Origin of the sequence: Rhizobium sp. Rhizsp82 (assembly GCF_047325115.1) — a bacterium.
Taxonomy (GTDB): Bacteria; Pseudomonadota; Alphaproteobacteria; order Rhizobiales; family Rhizobiaceae; genus Rhizobium.
Genome location: NZ_CP168570.1, coordinates 3,835,178 through 3,850,968, shown reverse-complemented (window position 1 = coordinate 3,850,968; position 15,791 = coordinate 3,835,178). Strand labels below are relative to the sequence as shown.

General features: G+C 62.6%; 14 protein-coding genes. 6 read left to right on the top strand and 8 right to left on the bottom strand.

What is annotated here, in order from left to right; all coding sequences use genetic code 11:
* Positions 1-2: 2 nt before the first annotated feature.
* Positions 3-641 (top strand): response regulator transcription factor, encoded by a 639-nt coding sequence (locus tag ACEN84_RS24065; protein ID WP_413710153.1) that lies wholly within the window; start codon positions 3-5, stop codon positions 639-641.
* Between the two features lie 369 nt (positions 642-1,010).
* Positions 1,011-1,775, top strand: coding sequence for an SDR family oxidoreductase (locus tag ACEN84_RS24060; protein ID WP_413710152.1), 765 nt, complete (start codon positions 1,011-1,013; stop codon positions 1,773-1,775).
* Between the two features lie 146 nt (positions 1,776-1,921).
* Here ACEN84_RS24060 and ACEN84_RS24055 read toward each other — a convergent pair whose 3' ends face one another.
* The gene (locus tag ACEN84_RS24055) at positions 1,922-2,890 is read right to left on the bottom strand and encodes an alpha/beta fold hydrolase (RefSeq protein ID WP_130284126.1); all 969 of its coding nucleotides are present in this window, start codon (positions 2,888-2,890) and stop codon (positions 1,922-1,924) included.
* 316 nt (positions 2,891-3,206) lie between these two features.
* Here ACEN84_RS24055 and ACEN84_RS24050 point away from each other — a divergent pair, with 316 nt between their 5' ends.
* Entirely contained in the window at positions 3,207-3,923 is a 717-nt protein-coding gene (locus ACEN84_RS24050) for a winged helix-turn-helix domain-containing protein (protein ID WP_413710151.1), read from the top strand.
* Between the two features lie 23 nt (positions 3,924-3,946).
* Here the strand turns inward: ACEN84_RS24050 and ACEN84_RS24045 are convergent, their stop codons facing one another.
* The 3 genes from ACEN84_RS24045 to ACEN84_RS24035 all read right to left on the bottom strand — a co-directional run bounded on the left by ACEN84_RS24045 (position 3,947) and on the right by ACEN84_RS24035 (position 5,549).
* Positions 3,947-4,363, bottom strand: coding sequence for a cupin domain-containing protein (locus tag ACEN84_RS24045; protein ID WP_130284122.1), 417 nt, complete (start codon positions 4,361-4,363; stop codon positions 3,947-3,949).
* Positions 4,364-4,492: 129 nt separating this feature from the next.
* Positions 4,493-4,864 carry a response regulator transcription factor gene (locus ACEN84_RS24040; protein WP_413710150.1) on the bottom strand — a complete coding sequence of 124 codons (372 nt, stop codon included), beginning with the start codon at positions 4,862-4,864 and terminating at the stop codon, positions 4,493-4,495.
* Positions 4,865-4,910: 46 nt separating this feature from the next.
* Complete coding sequence (locus ACEN84_RS24035; RefSeq protein WP_413710149.1) at positions 4,911-5,549, bottom strand: response regulator transcription factor; 639 nt, start codon at positions 5,547-5,549, stop codon at positions 4,911-4,913.
* 492 nt (positions 5,550-6,041) lie between these two features.
* On the opposite strand from ACEN84_RS24035, the gene ACEN84_RS24030 reads away from it, so the two are divergent.
* Together ACEN84_RS24030 and ACEN84_RS24025 are read left to right on the top strand one after the other, a co-directional pair.
* Positions 6,042-7,508: a cyclic nucleotide-binding domain-containing protein gene (locus tag ACEN84_RS24030; RefSeq protein ID WP_413710148.1), complete on the top strand. Its 1,467-nt coding sequence runs from the start codon at positions 6,042-6,044 to the stop codon at positions 7,506-7,508.
* 35 nt (positions 7,509-7,543) lie between these two features.
* Positions 7,544-8,431 (top strand): LysR family transcriptional regulator, encoded by an 888-nt coding sequence (locus ACEN84_RS24025; RefSeq protein ID WP_413710147.1) that lies wholly within the window; start codon positions 7,544-7,546, stop codon positions 8,429-8,431.
* A gap of 52 nt (positions 8,432-8,483) precedes the next feature.
* Here ACEN84_RS24025 and ACEN84_RS24020 read toward each other — a convergent pair whose 3' ends face one another.
* Positions 8,484-9,116, bottom strand: coding sequence for a hypothetical protein (locus tag ACEN84_RS24020; protein WP_413710146.1), 633 nt, complete (start codon positions 9,114-9,116; stop codon positions 8,484-8,486).
* A gap of 505 nt (positions 9,117-9,621) precedes the next feature.
* Here ACEN84_RS24020 and ACEN84_RS24015 point away from each other — a divergent pair.
* Positions 9,622-10,101, top strand: coding sequence for a carboxymuconolactone decarboxylase family protein (locus tag ACEN84_RS24015; protein ID WP_130284112.1), 480 nt, complete (start codon positions 9,622-9,624; stop codon positions 10,099-10,101).
* Positions 10,102-10,164: 63 nt separating this feature from the next.
* Here ACEN84_RS24015 and ACEN84_RS24010 read toward each other — a convergent pair whose 3' ends face one another.
* The 3 genes from ACEN84_RS24010 to ACEN84_RS24000 are packed head-to-tail and all read right to left on the bottom strand — an operon-like array spanning position 10,165 to position 15,740.
* Entirely contained in the window at positions 10,165-11,484 is a 1,320-nt protein-coding gene (locus ACEN84_RS24010) for an HlyD family type I secretion periplasmic adaptor subunit (protein ID WP_413710145.1), read from the bottom strand.
* An 18-nt stretch (positions 11,485-11,502) separates the two neighbouring features.
* On the bottom strand, positions 11,503-13,980 hold the full coding sequence (locus tag ACEN84_RS24005) for a calcium-binding protein (protein ID WP_413710144.1): 2,478 nt from the start codon (positions 13,978-13,980) through the stop codon (positions 11,503-11,505).
* Positions 13,977-15,740 carry a type I secretion system permease/ATPase gene (locus ACEN84_RS24000; protein ID WP_413710143.1) on the bottom strand — a complete coding sequence of 588 codons (1,764 nt, stop codon included), beginning with the start codon at positions 15,738-15,740 and terminating at the stop codon, positions 13,977-13,979. Before ACEN84_RS24000 ends, ACEN84_RS24005 begins: the two co-directional genes overlap by 4 nt.
* Between the last annotated feature and the right edge of the window lie 51 nt (positions 15,741-15,791).

Genomic DNA, 15,791 nt, shown 5'->3' with positions numbered 1-15,791 from the left:
TCATGCAAAACGTCCAATCCAGCGCAGAGCTCTCCGCCGAGCCGATCGTCTATGTCGTCGACGATGACGAAGACATGCGAGAATCCCTTCTCGATCTTTTCCTGGTCACCAAGAAGCGGGCCAGCGCCTTTTCGAACGGTCCGGAATTCCTGGAGATGGCCGATATCAGTGCGCCGGGCTGCCTCGTCGTCGATCTCAGGATGCCCGGCGGAACCGGCCTCGATCTGCAGCAGCATCTCTCGTTGGCGGGAAGCCGTCTGCCGGTGATCTTTCTGACAGGGCATGCCGACATCGCGGCGAGCGTGAAGGCAATGAAGGCGGGCGCCACGGATTTCATCACCAAGCCTTTCGCCTCCCAGGACCTGCTCGATGCGGTGGATCATGCGATCCGCCTGGATTCCGAACGGCGCAAGACGGATGCGGAATACGGGCGCATCCGGGCACTCGCCAACACCCTGACCCCGCGCGAGAAGGAAGTGATGTCGGCGGTGGTTAGCGGTCTGATGAACAAGCAGGTCGCCTATGAGCTCGGCATCAGCGAGATGACGGTGAAGCTTCATCGCATGAGCCTGATGCGCAAGATGCAGAGCCGTTCGCTTGCGGATCTCGTTCGAAAGGCCGAACAGCTTCAGCGCGGCTGAGGCCTGCGGCATCCCGAAAGGGAACCGCCCCCGGGAGGGGAAGGGGCGGTTCCAGAGGGGATGGCTGGGGGGGAAGGGTACCCCAGGTCGAGGACTGCCATCCACGAGCAGGGCGGGAGGGAACGGCCACCCTGGATCAGCAGCGGCTTGCTGATCCATTTCAGAATATGTGAATGGACCGGTTCTCGTAAGTAAACCTTGGTTGGGGCGGGGCCGATGCCGGGCGGCGCTGCCCCCAACCAACGTTTGTCTATGCCGCCACCGGCAATTCCATAGGCTTGTCCGAGGTCAGGAAAGGACCTCACGCGGGCCGGCCGGCGCAGCTGCGCCGTCGCGCCTTTCTCAAGAATTCTTCAAAAGGAGCGAGTCATGAAGATCGTCGTTATTGGCGGAACCGGGCTGATCGGTTCGAAATTGGTCAAGCGGCTTCAGGCCAAGGGGCACGAAGTCATCGCGGCTTCGCCGTCGTCGGGCGTCAATACCATCACCGGTGAGGGGCTTGCTGAGGCGTTTGCGGGTGCGCAGGTCGTCGTCGACCTCGCCAACTCGCCGTCTTTCGAGGACAAGGCGGTCATGGAGTTCTTCCAGACATCGGGGCGCAACCTCATGGCAGCCGAGACGGCAGCCGGCGTCAAGCATCACCTGGCGCTTTCCGTGGTCGGCACCGACCGGCTTCCCGAAAGCGGCTATCTGCGCGCAAAGCTGGCGCAGGAGAAGATCATCAAGGAATCCGGCATTCCCTACACGCTGGTCCATTCGACGCAGTTTTTCGAGTTCATGTTCGGCATTGCCCAGTCTGGTGCGCAGGGCGATAAAGTCCATCTTTCGCCGGCCATGATGCAGCCGATCTTCTCGGAAGACGTCGCCGACGCGCTAGTCGATTTCGTTCTCGGCGTGCCGCTCAACAAGACGGTGGAGATTGCCGGCCCCGAGAAGATCCGCATGGCCGACGCCGTCGGCAAATATCTTCGTCAGATCGGTGATGCCCGCGAGATCGTCGTCGACCGCCAGACGCGCTATTTCGGCGCGATCCTTGACGACAGCAGCCTGGTGCCCGCCTCCGCCGCCTGGCTCGGCAAGGTTTCGTATTCCGAATGGGTGAAGACCGCGACGCCGCCGCCGCGGGCGCACTGAGCATCCTCCGGAGGCTCGCGCCTCCGGCATTTCCCGCATTCAACGAAAAGCATCCGGTTCAGCGCCCTGCCGAGCCGGATGCTTTTTCATTGGCGATGTATGCACTTGCGGAAGGACGGGGCGCCGGCGGCAGCGCCCCCTGCCGATCATCCGTTGATGAAGCTCAGGATGTCGGCATTGACGATATCGGCATGGGTCGTCGCCATGCCGTGTGGCAGGCCCTTGTAGATCTTCAGCGTCGCCCTCTTCAGAAGCTTCGAAGACAGGACGGCGGAATCCGCCACCGGCACGATCTGGTCGTCTTCGCCGTGGAGCACGAGTGCCGGTACGTCGATGACCTTAAGGTCCTCGGTGAAGTCGGTCTCGGAAAAGGCCTTGATCCCGAGATAGTGGGCGTTGATGCCGCCCGCCATGCCCTGGCGCCACCAGTTGCGAACGGTCGATTCCTGCAACGTCGCGCCCGGGCGATTAAAGCCGTAGAACGGACCGCTCGGGAAGTCGGTGTAGAACTGGCTTCTGTTGGCCGCCAGCGTCGCCCGCAGCCCGTCGAAGACCTCGATCGGAATGCCGCCGGGATTGGCGGGGGTCTTCAGCATGAGCGGCGGAACCGCACCGATGAGCACGAGCTTGGAGACGCGGCCCTTGCCGTGGCGGGCGACATAGCGCGTCGCCTCGCCGCCGCCGGTCGAGTGGCCGACGTGAACCGCGTTGCGCAGATCGAGATGGTTTGCGACGGCTGCGGCATCGGCCGCATAATGGTCCATGTCATGGCCGCCGCTGACCTGCGCCGAGCGGCCGTGGCCGCGGCGATCATGGGCGACGACGCGGAAGCCCTTGTCGAGGAAGAAGATCATCTGCGCATCCCAGTCGTCGCTGCTCAGCGGCCAACCGTGATGGAAAACGATCGGCTGCGCGTCCTTTGGACCCCAGTCCTTGTAGAAGATCTCGGTCCCGTCGGCCGATGTCACGTAGTTGCCGCCCGAGCGCTCGGCTGCAACCTTGCCCTTCTTCGCGGCCTCAGCGGGTTGTGCCGTCAGGGTTGCCGCTGCTGCGGCGAGCCCCAATGTGCCCGTCATGATATTCCTGCGCGTCGATGTGATGGAATGAGCATCCATGCTTGTCTCCTAGTCAATGAATCGTTGAGATCAAGCCGGTCGACAATAATAATTGCTATTACGATCAGTAATCCGGCAATTTTATTTACGATCTATATTATTTCTTATGAACTATACATTGGTTTTGTTGCCGGCAGTTTGTGGTGTGTGCGGCGACAGAGGCTTGCCGCATAGGGCTTTCCGGATGTTAACGGTATGCCGCTCTTGCGAAAACCTATACTGAAGTTAGTGCCGAATACTCGGAAAAACTGGCAGTTATTATTGGCCCAACTTGGCCACCCGCCTATACCTCCGTTGCAACCCGACGGAGAATGCGATGAAGCACGTGGTAGTGCTTGATACCGATGCCACCGCACGCCATGGCCTCAGCGGCTATCTGGTTGAGGCCGCTTTTCAAGTGAGCGAAGCCGCGTCGTTCCAGGAGCTGCAGCAACTCCTGCCAGGCATCGAACCCGATCTGTTGGTCATCGACGTCAACGCCAATGATGACTTCGAGATGGTGAGACGGCTGGCGGCCCGCGTGGCAGTGCCGATCGTTATCCTCAGCGGCAGCCGCATGGAGGAAGACGACAAGGTGCGCGGGCTGGAGGCGGGGGCGGCGGATTACATCACCAAGCCGCTCGCGCATCGGGAGTTCGTGGCCCGTCTCCGGGCCGCGATGCGCGAGAAGCCGCTGCCGCGCATGGATCGCGATATGCGATCCTACTCCTTCGCGGGATGCACGCTTTGGGTACGCCAGAGGAACCTCTGCCGGCCCGGCGCCGCCGATGTGAAATTGACGGTGGCGGAGTTCAATCTGCTTGTGGCTTTTCTGCGGGCGCCCCGGAAGGTGCTTTCGCGAGAGCAGTTGCTGGCAGCCAGCCGGGTCAACTCGGAGGAAATCTTCGACAGAAGCCTGGATGCATTGATCCTGCGGCTGAGGCGGAAAGTCGAGCTCGATCCCGCGAACCCGCAGCTGATCAAGACCGCGCGCGGAGCGGGCTACAGGTTCGAGAGCGACGTGATCTTGGACGATCGGCCGCGCCGCCGCTAGCGCGGCAGCGCAGCCCATCGTTGCTATTGCTTGATGTCGGTAACCAGCTGCGTCTCGTCCGTATCGACGACGAAGACAGCCAGCAGCTGCGCCGGCTCGGTATCGCTCGCATTGGCGCTGACACCATGTTTGTCGCCCGGCAGCTCCGAGAAGTTCTCACCCTTGTGATAGACCTTCTCAGGGTCGTCATTCACCTTGCTGCGGATCGCGCCTTCGAGCACGGTCGCATAGATGAAGGCGGAATGGGGGTGGATGTGGGCCGCCGAAGAGCCGCCGGGGCCATATTCCACCAGCACGCCGCGCATGCTCTTGCCGGGTACGTTGGGAAGCGGATGGTCGAAGACAACGGAGATCTTTGCCTTTTTCGTCGTGTCGGCAGCGTTGGTGATCTGCGCTGGCATGATGGCAGCGGTCAAGATCAAGAGGGCTCGGGTGAACATGCTGAACTCCTTTCAGGGTGTAGCGCAGCGCGGCGCACTGATGGCGGCCGCGTTACTCCCGGGATTTAGGCATGAGGTGCTGCGTTGAGCATCTATACGTGCGTTCGGCTTGACGGGCCGGTTGGCGGTTCAGCCGCAATTCGACTTCGAGATGAATTCGAGCAGGCTGGCGGCATCGATCGGCTTTTCAATAAAGCCCGCTGCTCCGCAGGATTGAGCCATTTTCCGCGTATAGCTGTCGGCAAAGGAGGTCATGATACAGACCGGCGGCCCGCCCAGGGCGACGATCTTGCGCAGCAGATCCATGCCGTTCGTGCCCGGCATTTTCAGATCGGCGAGAACGCATTGTACGCGCGCGATGTCGCCGGAGGCGAGGAACGCATCAGCCGATCCGTGGACGACGCTGTCGATGCCCATCGCATCGAAGAAGTCGCGCAACGATTCCCGAAGGAAATGGTCGTCATCGACGATAGCGACTGTGGTGTGGGGTTTGGGCTGCATCGAACCTCAGATCAGGTGATACAAGGGCTTCATGGGAACGCTCAGGTCAGTGAAGAAGTTCGAACTGGCGGACAAGTTCGGCGAGTGACCCGGCCTTCATCTTTCTCATCATGCTGCCTCTGTGGAGTTTGACCATGATCTCGCTGATCCCGAGCTCGAAAGCGATCTGCTTGTTCATCAGCCCGCTTGTGACAAGTCCCATGACCTGCGTCTCGCGCGGGGTGAGGCTCGATGCCCGGTCGCGCACGGTCTGGCGCTTCAACCGCGCCTCCTGACGCCCGGCGTCGATTGCGAAAGCCGATTGGATGGCCTCCAGCAGTTCCTCGGTCCTCAGCGGCTTTTGAAGGAAGTCTATGGCGCCAGCCTTCATCGCGTGAACGCTGGTGGCAACGTCGCCATGCGCCGTCATGAAGACGATGGGGACCTGGTATCCCTTAGCGTCCAGCTCGCTCTGGAACTCGATGCCGTTGGCGCCGGGCAGCCTGACGTCCAGAAGAATGCAGCCGCCAAGGTCTTGCGGCGCGCGGGCGAAGAAGTCCGCGCCGCTCTCGAAGGCATCGGCCGGCATGTCCAGCGATTGAAACAGGTCCAGCAAGGAAAGCCGCAATTGTTCATCGTCCTCGACGATGTGAACGATCTGCCGAGGCGGCAACACAGGCTCGGCACTTCTGGCAGCGGCTGCCATTGTCAGGTCCTCCAACCGAATAAGGTGGCCAGTTCACCATTCATCCTAATGGGTTCCGCGCCCCAGACAAGTAAACTAACGTTTGCTATCTCATTGCAATTCAATAGGGAAATGCGTCTTTCACAGGCGAACGCGCGGGCCTTCCGGCGCGCCACCGCAGGCAACGGCAATCGACCGGCATGACAGAAACCTTACTGTCGCCTTTCGGCAAAGGCGCTGCCAGGCTTCATCAGAATTTCCCGAAGTTATAACGCCTTCGATGCCCCGGACACAGCGGGAAATCCTCCATCAGGCCCGCAAAGACGTTGCATTTGTCATTCTCGGGCATAAGGGCGCGCGCGGGAATCGATGATGATGGACGGCAGCGCTGCTCATGGAAACCTACCAACAGGTTTAGTAGGCGCCCGTAAACCCCACTGATATTTTCGCGGGCGCCCGCCTGATGTCTGCAGGCTTGCGAGCGGGCAATCCCAATTCTGCAGCGAGATTCTAATGCCGCAACAGACATTCCTGATGTTCGTTCTGATCAACCTTCTGGGCGTGGCGGGGATCGTCATATGGCATCTTCAGGGGCGTTCGAGGCCGACGGCGCGCCTCATCGTGCAGATCATCTTCTTTCTGGCGATGACCGCTGCCGTGACGCTTGCCGGATTGAACCCATTCCGCTTCGATGCCCCGCATCTCGATGGTCTCGGCAGCCTGGTCGTCGCCGCAAAGATCCTCTGGTGGACGCACCTATCCTGGGCGACGATCGGATTTGTGCGCATCTACATCGTGCTCGACGGCCGCCCGCGCGAGGCGCGCCTGCTGCAGGATCTGATCGTCGCGATCGTCTATCTCGGCGTGCTGCTGTCGATCATGGCCTTCGTCTTCGGCGTCCCGATCGGAACGCTGCTGGCAACCTCCGGCCTCATTGCCGTCATCCTCGGTCTGGCGTTGCAGAATACGCTCGGTGACGTCTTCTCGGGCATCGCGCTCACGCTCGGACGGCCCTATGCCATCGGCGACTGGATCGTGCTTGGCGATGGCACTGAGGGCCGGGTCGTCGCCAGCAACTGGCGCTCGACCTATCTGCTGACCTTCGCCCACAATCTGGTGGTCCTGCCGAACAGCGTGCTCGCCAGGCAGTCGCTCACCAATGTCAGCAAGCCGGATGAAAATCATCAGCTCATGGTGGCGGTCCGGGTCTTGCCGACGCGCCGGCCGCGATTTGTCGCCGATGTGATGCGCGATGTTCTCGGAAGCTGCAATTGCATTCTCCACGAGCCCGCACCGGCCGCCATCGTCGGCAGCATCAGCGCCGCGGCGATCGAGGTGGAGCTTTATTTCCAGGTTGCCGGACCGATGCACAGAGGTGCTGCACGCAGCGAGGTGATCGATCTGATCTACCGCCATTGCGCTGCCAACGGCCTCTCCCTGGCAGCACCCTTGGGAACGGCATTGCTGGGTGGAGAGCAGATTGCCGCGCTGCCGGAAACCTCCTTCGAAATCCTGCTCAGTTCCAATCCCCAGTTCTCCGAATTGAATGCCGAGGAGCGGGAGGCATTGGCGGCGCTGGCGGTCAAAAGGAGTTTTGGGGCCGGCGAGATCATCGTGGAACAGGGCGGCGTCGCTACCGGGCTGATGGTGGTCCGCACCGGCATCCTCGCCTTCATGCATGACGGCGAGGATGCCCTGCGCCTTGCGCCCGGCGATTGTTTTGGCGCGTTGGAGGTCCTCACCAGCAGGCCGGAGGCCTGTGCCGTCAAGGCACTGACGCGGGCGAGCGTCTACGCAATCCCGAAGGCTGCCTTTGAAGCCCTGATGGGCGAGCGGCCGGAACTGGCGATGAGCCTTTCAAAACGTCTGGCGCAGAAATCTCCGGCAGCGGCCGAGCACAAGGATGTGTCCGCAGCGAAAGCACATGGCAGGACCGACCTCGTCCATGCCATAAGGGCGATGTTCCACACCGCACAGTGAGCCGCATAGCGCGGTCATGAGAGTCACAGCTGAAGATGCAAAGCCTGCTGAATGAAACCGCCGGACTGGTAGCCTTTGTTCGAACGGTGAGGGCAGGGTCCTTCAGCGCTGCCTCGAAAAGCCTGGGCACCACGCCGTCCTCGGTTTCGAAGAGCGTGTCCCGGCTGGAACAGCTCCTTGGTGCCAGCCTCTTCAGGCGCTCGACGCGGCTATTGGCGATGACGCCGGAAGGCGAGGCTTTCTACGAAAGGATCTCGCCACTTCTCGAGGGCATCGACGCTGCCGCCGACGCCACACGATCGCACCTGGAGCCGGCCGGGCATCTGCGTGTCAGCCTGCCGAGTGAACTTGGCCGGATGATCCTGCAGCGCGTCGTCGACGAGTTCATGCCGCGATATCCGGAAATCTCGCTGGAAATCGGGATGACCGACAGGGCCGTCGATCTTTTGCGCGAAAATTACGACGTAGCCTTCCGGGTTGGCGGCACCGCTCAATCCGGCCTGATGTGCCGGACGCTGGCGCATCTCGACATGGCGATCGTCGCATCGCCTGCCTTTCTCGCCCGTCATCGGAAGATGAGCGCGCCGGGCGATCTGCGCGAGCTGCCATTCGTGCGCTACGTCATTGCTGGCGTGCCCTATCCGATCCCGCTGCCTGACGGGAGCGAGCTTGTGCCGCAGGGGAGATTGGATCTCGATTCTGCAACCGCCATTCGCGATGCCGCGGTTTCAGGGGTAGGCGCCGCCTATTTGATCAAACGCATCGTCCAGGACGACATCGATCGCGGCCTGCTTGTCGAACCCTTGCCCGGTATACCGCTCGGCACCGTTCCGCTTCAGGCGATCCATGCGTCGGGCAAGATGCCCAGCCTTCGCCTGCAGGTCTTTACCGATTTCATTGCCTCGATCATGGCCGCATCCTGAACAGGGTGACCTCGAAAGAGGGGAAATTCCGCCCCTCTTTCGATCCCCTGTCTCAGACATCGGCGGACATTTTGCCCGGCCAGGTGAAGTAGTAGTAATCGCCGCCGACCTTCTCGAAATAGGCATTCCCGCCCGTCTTGGCGTCGATATAGGAACCGTCAGCCGACTTGGCGAAACTGCCGTCGCTCTCGCGCTTCAGGTGATCCTGAAGAAACGTGTTCCAGGCCTCGCCATCGCCAGTCTCGATCTTCCCTGCTGATTTGCCGCCGGCGGGGTCGTAGGCGGTGACGGTTTCGCCGGTCGCCGGATTGGTCACCTCCAGCGTTCCGTCCTTCATCGCCTGCATCATCCCCTGGAGATTGACGTAGCTCATCGGGTTGCCGGCTGCGCCATCGAGCTTGTCCTTCAAAGCGTTCATGAAGGTTTTCGAGCCGATGAAGCCATCAGGCGCGCGCACGGCGCCGTCCTGCCCGCCAGCGTTGCTCAGATTGTGGAGAGCCTGCAGCAGCACCGAAAGCGAACCGCCATCCAGCCCCGTCGAACTGTGGTCGAGATCGATACCGCCGAGCAGGCGAGAGATAGGGCTCGCCATGGATGAGGCGTTCGAGCTGCTGTTGCCATCTTTGAGAATGCCGAGCGCCAGGTTTGCGCTGTAGCTGCGTGCGAGTGAGAGTGCTGAGATCATCGGAATCTTCCTGTCTGACGTTGCTCGTAGCCGATGCGTTTGTTCAGCATCGCCACGACGATCGAAATGGATTTGCCGGTGGCATAAATGACGGCCACAACCAGCTCTCATGGCTGAAGCGGCGGTCCTCAAAACCGGCCGCGCAAGCCGAAGAGAATTGCCTGCGCAACCCAAGCGCTAAGAATGGCGGCTTGCTTGAGGCTTGCGATAAACGATGTCCTGAACGGTCTGGCTGCGTCCGGGCGTGCTGAAAATATGATAACTATTTCAATGAAATAGATATCGAATTCTGCGGCGTTCTGCTGCGGAATACATGGGCTCTCGTTACAACTGCAATACGATTGAGCTGCTGGACGATGGGGTGCGGTGGATGCCATCAAGTCCTCGGCCCCTAACAGATGTATAGCTGTTCACGCCTCGCCCGCTCGATCACCATCGATCCGTTCCACGAGGCGGATTTCGCATCCGCCCGGCGATTTCAATCCTCAGAAACGGATGAAAACTCATGACACAGCGACTGAATTTCGCTCAACTCTCCCCCGAGCTCTTCAAGGGCCTGATGACGCTCAGCAACGATGCCAAGAAGGGTGCGATCGAACAGTCCATCCTCGATCTGGTCGACATTCGCGCCTCCCAGATCAACGGCTGCGCCTTCTGCCTCGACATGCATTCGAAGGAAGCGACGATCCACGGCGAGCGCCCGCTGCGCCTCTACCACATCGCCGCCTGGCGAGAATCGACGCTGTTCAGCCCGCGCGAGCGCGCCGCTCTCGCCTGGACCGAAGCCGTCACCAAGCTCCCCGAAGGCGGCGTCCCTGACGAGCTCTACGAAAAGGTGCGCGGCCAGCTTTCCGAAAAGGAAATCTCAGACCTGACCTTCCAGATCATGGCCATCAACGCCTGGAACCGCGCCAGCATCGCCTTCAAGGCCGTCCCCGGCTCCGCAGACAAGGCCTTCGGTCTCGACAAGGCCGGATTGGAGTAAGGGGTGATGCGGCGGGCGATGCAGTAGGGGCATCGCCCGCTGGGCAGGCCCGGGAAGGCAGCCTCACTCCTCCCGAAACGCACGGCTGAACTGATCCGTCAACGGTTTCGTGAAAAACGACATCGCCGTCCGCTCCTGTGTCGAGATGAAGACTTCGACCGGCATGCCGGGCAGGAGTTTGTGGTCACCGAGCCTGGCGAGTTCGGTGGAGGAGACGGCGATGTCGGCGAGGTAGAAGATCTGGCCGGTTGACGGGTCGGTGCTGGTGGCGGCGGAGACGTAGGCGATGCTTCCGGAGAGCTCCGGCGTCGAGCGCTGGTTGAAGGCCGAGAAGCGCATGCGGGTGTCCTGGCCGATCGAGACCTGGTCGATATCGGTCGGCGCCAGGCGGGCCTCGATCTTCAGCGCGGCATCGGCGGGGACGAGGGTGAGCAGCTTCTCGGCCGGCGTGATGACGCCGCCGATCGTGTGGACGAAGAGCTCGTTGACGGTGCCTGAAAGAGGAGCGCGGATATCGGTGCGGGCGAGGCGGTCCTCGACGGCGATGCGGCGTTCCCTCAGTTCCGAAATCTTCGGCTCGACGATGCCGAGTTCGCGCTGGGCCTCGGTGCGGGCGGCCTCGTCGATGGCGATGATCTGGACCTGGATTTCGCTCATGCGGGCGCGGGAGCGGGCGATATTGGCCTGGATCTCGCCGCTCTCGCCGGTCAGCTTGGCGATCTCGCGGTCGATGAAATATTTGCGCGACGTGTCGATCAGCTTCCTGTCGGCCAGTCCCTTGATCTTGTCGTGCTCGGTCTGGACCAGTTCGAGCTCGCCTGCCTTGGCGTCGCGCTGGGCGATAAGGCCTTTCAATTCCTCCTCGAGCTGCGAGATGCCATATTGCAGCTGCTGTTTCTGGTTCTGCCGGTTGCGGCGATTGCCGTCGAACATTTTTTGTTCGCCGGTGGCGACCAGCGGGAATTCGCCGAGGATGGCTGCGAGCTCGGCCGGGTAGGCGATCGCCTCCACATTGTCGCGCTCGGCGACCAGCCGCGCCTGACGGGCGGTGAGTTCGACGAGCTGGGTGCGGACGATCGAGAGCTCGGCGCGGGTCTGCGCGTCGTCGAGGCGCAGCATGATCTGCCCCTTGCTGACCTGATCGCCTTCCTTGACCGCGATTTCGCTGACGATGCCGCCGTCGCGATGCTGGATCGATTTCAGGTTCCGGTCGACCTTCATCACTCCCGAGGCGATGATCGCGCCCCTGAGCTGCGTGGTCGCCGCCCAGCCGCCGGCACCGGCAAAGAGCAGCAGGCCGAGGGCGATACCGGCGGTGATACGGGTCGCCACCGGGAACATGTTGTTGGTTTCGGCCGACGGCCGCTGCTGGTCCTGGTTCATCGCTTGTCTCCCCCGTCTTTACACATTCTCGACGATCACAAGCAGATGGTGACCCGTGAGATTGATGGTCATCTCGTAATGCTCGTCCTTGTCCATATCGACTTCGATCAGCGTCTGGCTGAGCTCGTCCGTTCCCTCGTGCCGGACGCGGATCGGCAGCGGCGTGGCATCACCCTTGTCGCCGTAGATGTCCTCGAAGCGGTCCTCGATGCCGTCGAGCACCTCCTCGAAGATCTTGTATTTGGAGATATCGATGCGATCGCCGACCATGAAATCGAGGATCTGGTGGACGACATCGGCGCTGCTTTCGCCGGCGGGGACGGTGAATTCGAACGTATCGTTTCCATCGCCGCCCGAGATGACCGCGGCCGTCAGTCCCGCCCGGATGACATCGTCGCCGGAGCCGGCAACGGCCTTTTCGAAACCCTCGATAATGTCCTGGCCGACTTCGAAACCGGTCGCCTTGCCGCTTTCGAGATCGATCAGCACGCCATGGGCGGTCTGCGAATAGTCGATCGTGTCGTCGCCGTCGCCGCCGTCGAAGACGTCGTCGGCGTCATCGGCCCGCGCTTCGACCGTGTCATCACCGTCGCCTGCGAAGAGAAATTCCTCGCCGTCGCCATCGCGCAGGATGTCGTCGCCATCGCCGGTCTTGATCACCTCGAAATTGCTGATGCTGTCCGAGCCGATGTCGGCACCGCTGGCATTGGCGGCGACGAGGTCGACGACGACGGAGAGGACAGCTGCGGAATAGTCGAGCGTATCGACTCCTTCGCCGCCGTCATAGCTGTCGGCCGCCCAGTCGAAATCGCCGGTGACGGTGTCGTTTCCTTCGCCGCCCTTGACGAGATCGGTACCGGCGCCGCCGCTCATCTCGTCATCGCCGGCATTGCCATGCAGCTCGTCGGCGCCATCGCTGCCGGTGAGCGTATCGTCTCCTGATCCGGCGCGGACGATCTCGAAATCGGTGACGGTGTCGCAGCCGATCTCGCTGCTCTCGGCCTCGCCGGAGACGAGGTCGATCGCGACGGCTTCGGCAAGGGCGGAATAGTCGAGCGTATCGGTGCCGGCGCCGCCGTCATAAATATCGTCGGCCTGGTCGGCATCGCCGGTGACGGTATCATCGCCATCCTCGGCCTTGACCGTATCGGTGCCCTGGCCGCCGCTCAGCACATCGAGGCCGGTCCCGCCTGCGAGGTGATCGTCGCCGGCGCTGCCGAGGACAACGTCGTCGCCGTCGCCGCCATCGAGGCGGTCGTTGCCGTCTTCGCCGTCGATGATGTCGTTTCCGGCATCGCCATAGAGCTGGTCGGCGCCATTGCCGCCGCGCAGCAGATCGGCATCGGCACCGCCGCTGAGGAGGTCGTCGCCGGCCTCGCCGAAGAGGCTGTCACGGCCGTCTTCGCCATAGAGCCGGTCGTTTCCGGCGCCGCCCCAGATATGGTCGTCGCCGAGGCCGCCGAGCACGATGTCGTCGCCATTCCCGGCAAAGATCGTGTCATTGCCGCTGCCGCCGAGGATATGGTCGTTGCCGTCTCCGGCGCTGATCACGTCGTTGCCGCTGCGGGCATCGATATTATCATTGCCGGCGAGGCCTTCGATATCGTCGGCGCAGGCGGTTCCGGCGATCAGGTCGTCGCCCGATGTGCCGGTGATCGGCGGCGCCTTGACGACGGAGAAATGCGCCGTCTGCGAGACCAGGGCCTGGCCATCGCTGATCATGTAGGTGATGGTGACCGGGCCGAGACCGGCGGCGTCGAAGCTCCAGCCGCTGGCGGCCTGGACGAGTTTTCCCGAGGACACGGCGATATCCTTGATCGACAGCACGTCGCCATCGGGATCAATGCTGCCGCGCAGCAGATCGGCAAGGCCAATCAGCGCCAGGCCGCAGCCGGAGATATCGGCGAGTGTCACCGGGCCGTTGGTCCGCGGAGCGCGGTTGACCGGTTTCGCCGCGGACTCTGTGTTCGAAGAGCGCGCCGCGCCGCCTGCGCGCGGGCCGGAATCCGGTTGCACCTGGCGCGGCCCGGTCCAGGCGTTGTCGTTGGAGGCGTGGAAGGAGGCGGAGACGCCGCCGAAGCTTTTCAGCAGGGACAGGCTCGGCAGGTTCAGCCGGTTGAACTCGATGGCGTCGGAATCGGTGAGCGCATAGCTGACCCGGTTCTTGTGGCCGGAGAGCACGACGCCACCCGGTTTGCCGCCGGAGTAGGAGCCGCCGATCTCTTCGTCGGGCATGCGGACCACGGCGCCGGCGGTCTCGACGTCGATCGGCGGCAGATCGCCTTCATCGCTGGCGGGGCGGCGCGGATCGGCCTCGCCGCCGCGTGGGGCTTCCTGCGGGTTCCCGAGCGCGCTTTTCAGATAGAGCGCAAAGCCCGTCAGCAGCAGGGAAAGGAAGACCGGCACCCGGGACAGCTTGTCGTCGCTTTTCAGCACATAGCGGTCGTGCGGGTCTTCTTCGGTCTTTGCGGTTTTGGTGCCTTTGACCTCGATCATTCTGACATCCTCGCGGTGATGCGTGATCCAAGCTGCGTCATGGCGGCCGGCCGGCTGCCGGTTTCGGCGGCTGCGGGCTTGAGGATCTCGTCCTTGGGTCCGAAGGCCACCATCTTTCCGCTCTGGATCACGGCGACCATATCGACTGCGGCCAATGCGCTTGGCCGGTGAGCGATGACGATGGCAATGCCGCCGCGGGCGCGCACGGCCTTGATCGTCTGGGTCAGCGCCGCTTCCCCCTCGCCATCGAGGTTGGAGTTCGGCTCATCCATGACGACGATGAAGGGATTGCGGTAGAGTGCGCGGGCAAGGCCGATGCGCTGGCGCTGCCCCGCCGAGAGCGAGACGCCCTGTGGCCCGAGAGCCGTGCGATAGCCCTCCGGCATGCGCACGATCATTTCGTGGATGCCGGTGGTCTGGGCTGAATCGACGATCGCCCGGGCATCCACCTGCGGCTCAAGCCGCGAGATGTTTTCCTCGATCGAGGCATCCAGCAGCGCGACATCCTGCGGCAGGTAGCCGATATGCTGGCCGAGATCGTCGTCCGACCACTGCGTAAGCTCGGCGTCATCGAGCCGGACACTGCCGCGCAGCGTCGGCCAGACGCCTGTGAGTGCGCGGGCGAGCGTCGTCTTGCCGCCGCCGCTCGGGCCGATGATGCCGAGCGCCTGCCCGGCGGCAACCTCGAAGCTGACTTCGCTGAGCAGCACGCGGCCGGAGCCGGGCGCGGCGACGGTGATCTTCTCCACCTTCAGCGAGCGGCTGGGGGCCGGTAGCGCCATCGGCGGCTCTGCGCCGGCAAGCGCGATCACGGTCTCCTTCAGCCGCAGGAAGGCGGTGCGGGCGGCGACGAAGCCTTTCCAGTTGCCGATTGCCAGATCGACAGGGGCGAGCGCCCGGGCGGAGGCAACGGAGGCGGCGATGATGGCGCCTGCCGAAAGCTCGCCCTTGATCGTCAGCCAGGCGCCGAGACCGAGCACGGCCGATTGCAGGATCATGCGCAGCACGCGGGAAATCGCCCCGAATGTGCCGCTGATATCGTTGGTGCGGGTCTGCAGTTCCAGATGATCCTGGTTGGCGCGATTGAAGCGCTCGACGGCCCGCCCGGCAAAGCCCATTGCCTTGAGGATATCCGCGTTGCGGGCGTTGGAGTCGGCAATGGCGTTACGCTCGATGCCCGATTTGTGGGTGGCGCTCGACAGCCGCCGGGTCATCAGCTCGGTGATGATCGTCAGCATCGAAAGCACGAAGGCGCCGGCGAAGGTCAGCGCTCCCAGATAGGGATGCAGCATATAGACGAAGATGAGATAGAGCGGCATCCAGGGCAGATCGAAGAGCGCCACCGGGCCCTGACTGCCGAGGAAGGAGCGGACGGTATCGACATCCCGGCCGCGCTCCAGCGCTTCCGCCGTCGAGAAGCCGAAACGCGGCATGTCGATCGCCACCTGATGGGCGAGCGGGGCAAGACGGCTGTCGAGCCGCGCGCCCATGCGCACCAGGATTTGCGAGCGGATGATGTCGAAGAGGCCCTGGAAGAGGTAGAGGCCGATGGCGAGCGCCGAGAGGCCGAGCAGCGTCGGGACACTGCCGCTCGTCAGCGCACGGTCATAGATCTGCAGCATGTAGAAAGAGCCGGTCAGCGCGAGAATATTGATGGCGCCGGAGGTGAAGAAGAGGAACACGAAGATCCCTCTCAATCCGGATGTCAGCTTCTCGACCTGTTTGCGCTTGGCTCCGGTCAGCGGGTTCTTGGGGCGCATGTCGTTCACCACTTCTTTGATGACGGGAATTCAGGTGCGCCGGGTTTTCCG

Bases quoted from the DNA above. Each gene is read 5' to 3' on its own strand.
- ACEN84_RS24050 (WP_413710151.1), top strand. From the start codon at position 3,207: ATGAAGCACGTGGTAGTGCTTGATACCGATGCCACCGCACGCCATGGC.
- ACEN84_RS24035 (WP_413710149.1), bottom strand. From the start codon at position 5,549: ATGGCAGCCGCTGCCAGAAGTGCCGAGCCTGTGTTGCCGCCTCGGCAG.
- ACEN84_RS24005 (WP_413710144.1), bottom strand. From the start codon at position 13,980: ATGATCGAGGTCAAAGGCACCAAAACCGCAAAGACCGAAGAAGACCCG.
- ACEN84_RS24030 (WP_413710148.1), top strand. From the start codon at position 6,042: ATGCCGCAACAGACATTCCTGATGTTCGTTCTGATCAACCTTCTGGGC.
- ACEN84_RS24020 (WP_413710146.1), bottom strand. From the start codon at position 9,116: ATGATCTCAGCACTCTCACTCGCACGCAGCTACAGCGCAAACCTGGCG.
- ACEN84_RS24010 (WP_413710145.1), bottom strand. From the start codon at position 11,484: ATGAACCAGGACCAGCAGCGGCCGTCGGCCGAAACCAACAACATGTTC.
- ACEN84_RS24025 (WP_413710147.1), top strand. From the start codon at position 7,544: ATGCAAAGCCTGCTGAATGAAACCGCCGGACTGGTAGCCTTTGTTCGA.
- ACEN84_RS24015 (WP_130284112.1), top strand. From the start codon at position 9,622: ATGACACAGCGACTGAATTTCGCTCAACTCTCCCCCGAGCTCTTCAAG.
- ACEN84_RS24040 (WP_413710150.1), bottom strand. From the start codon at position 4,864: ATGCAGCCCAAACCCCACACCACAGTCGCTATCGTCGATGACGACCAT.
- ACEN84_RS24055 (WP_130284126.1), bottom strand. From the start codon at position 2,890: ATGGATGCTCATTCCATCACATCGACGCGCAGGAATATCATGACGGGC.
- ACEN84_RS24045 (WP_130284122.1), bottom strand. From the start codon at position 4,363: ATGTTCACCCGAGCCCTCTTGATCTTGACCGCTGCCATCATGCCAGCG.
- ACEN84_RS24000 (WP_413710143.1), bottom strand. From the start codon at position 15,740: ATGCGCCCCAAGAACCCGCTGACCGGAGCCAAGCGCAAACAGGTCGAG.
- ACEN84_RS24060 (WP_413710152.1), top strand. From the start codon at position 1,011: ATGAAGATCGTCGTTATTGGCGGAACCGGGCTGATCGGTTCGAAATTG.
- ACEN84_RS24065 (WP_413710153.1), top strand. From the start codon at position 3: ATGCAAAACGTCCAATCCAGCGCAGAGCTCTCCGCCGAGCCGATCGTC.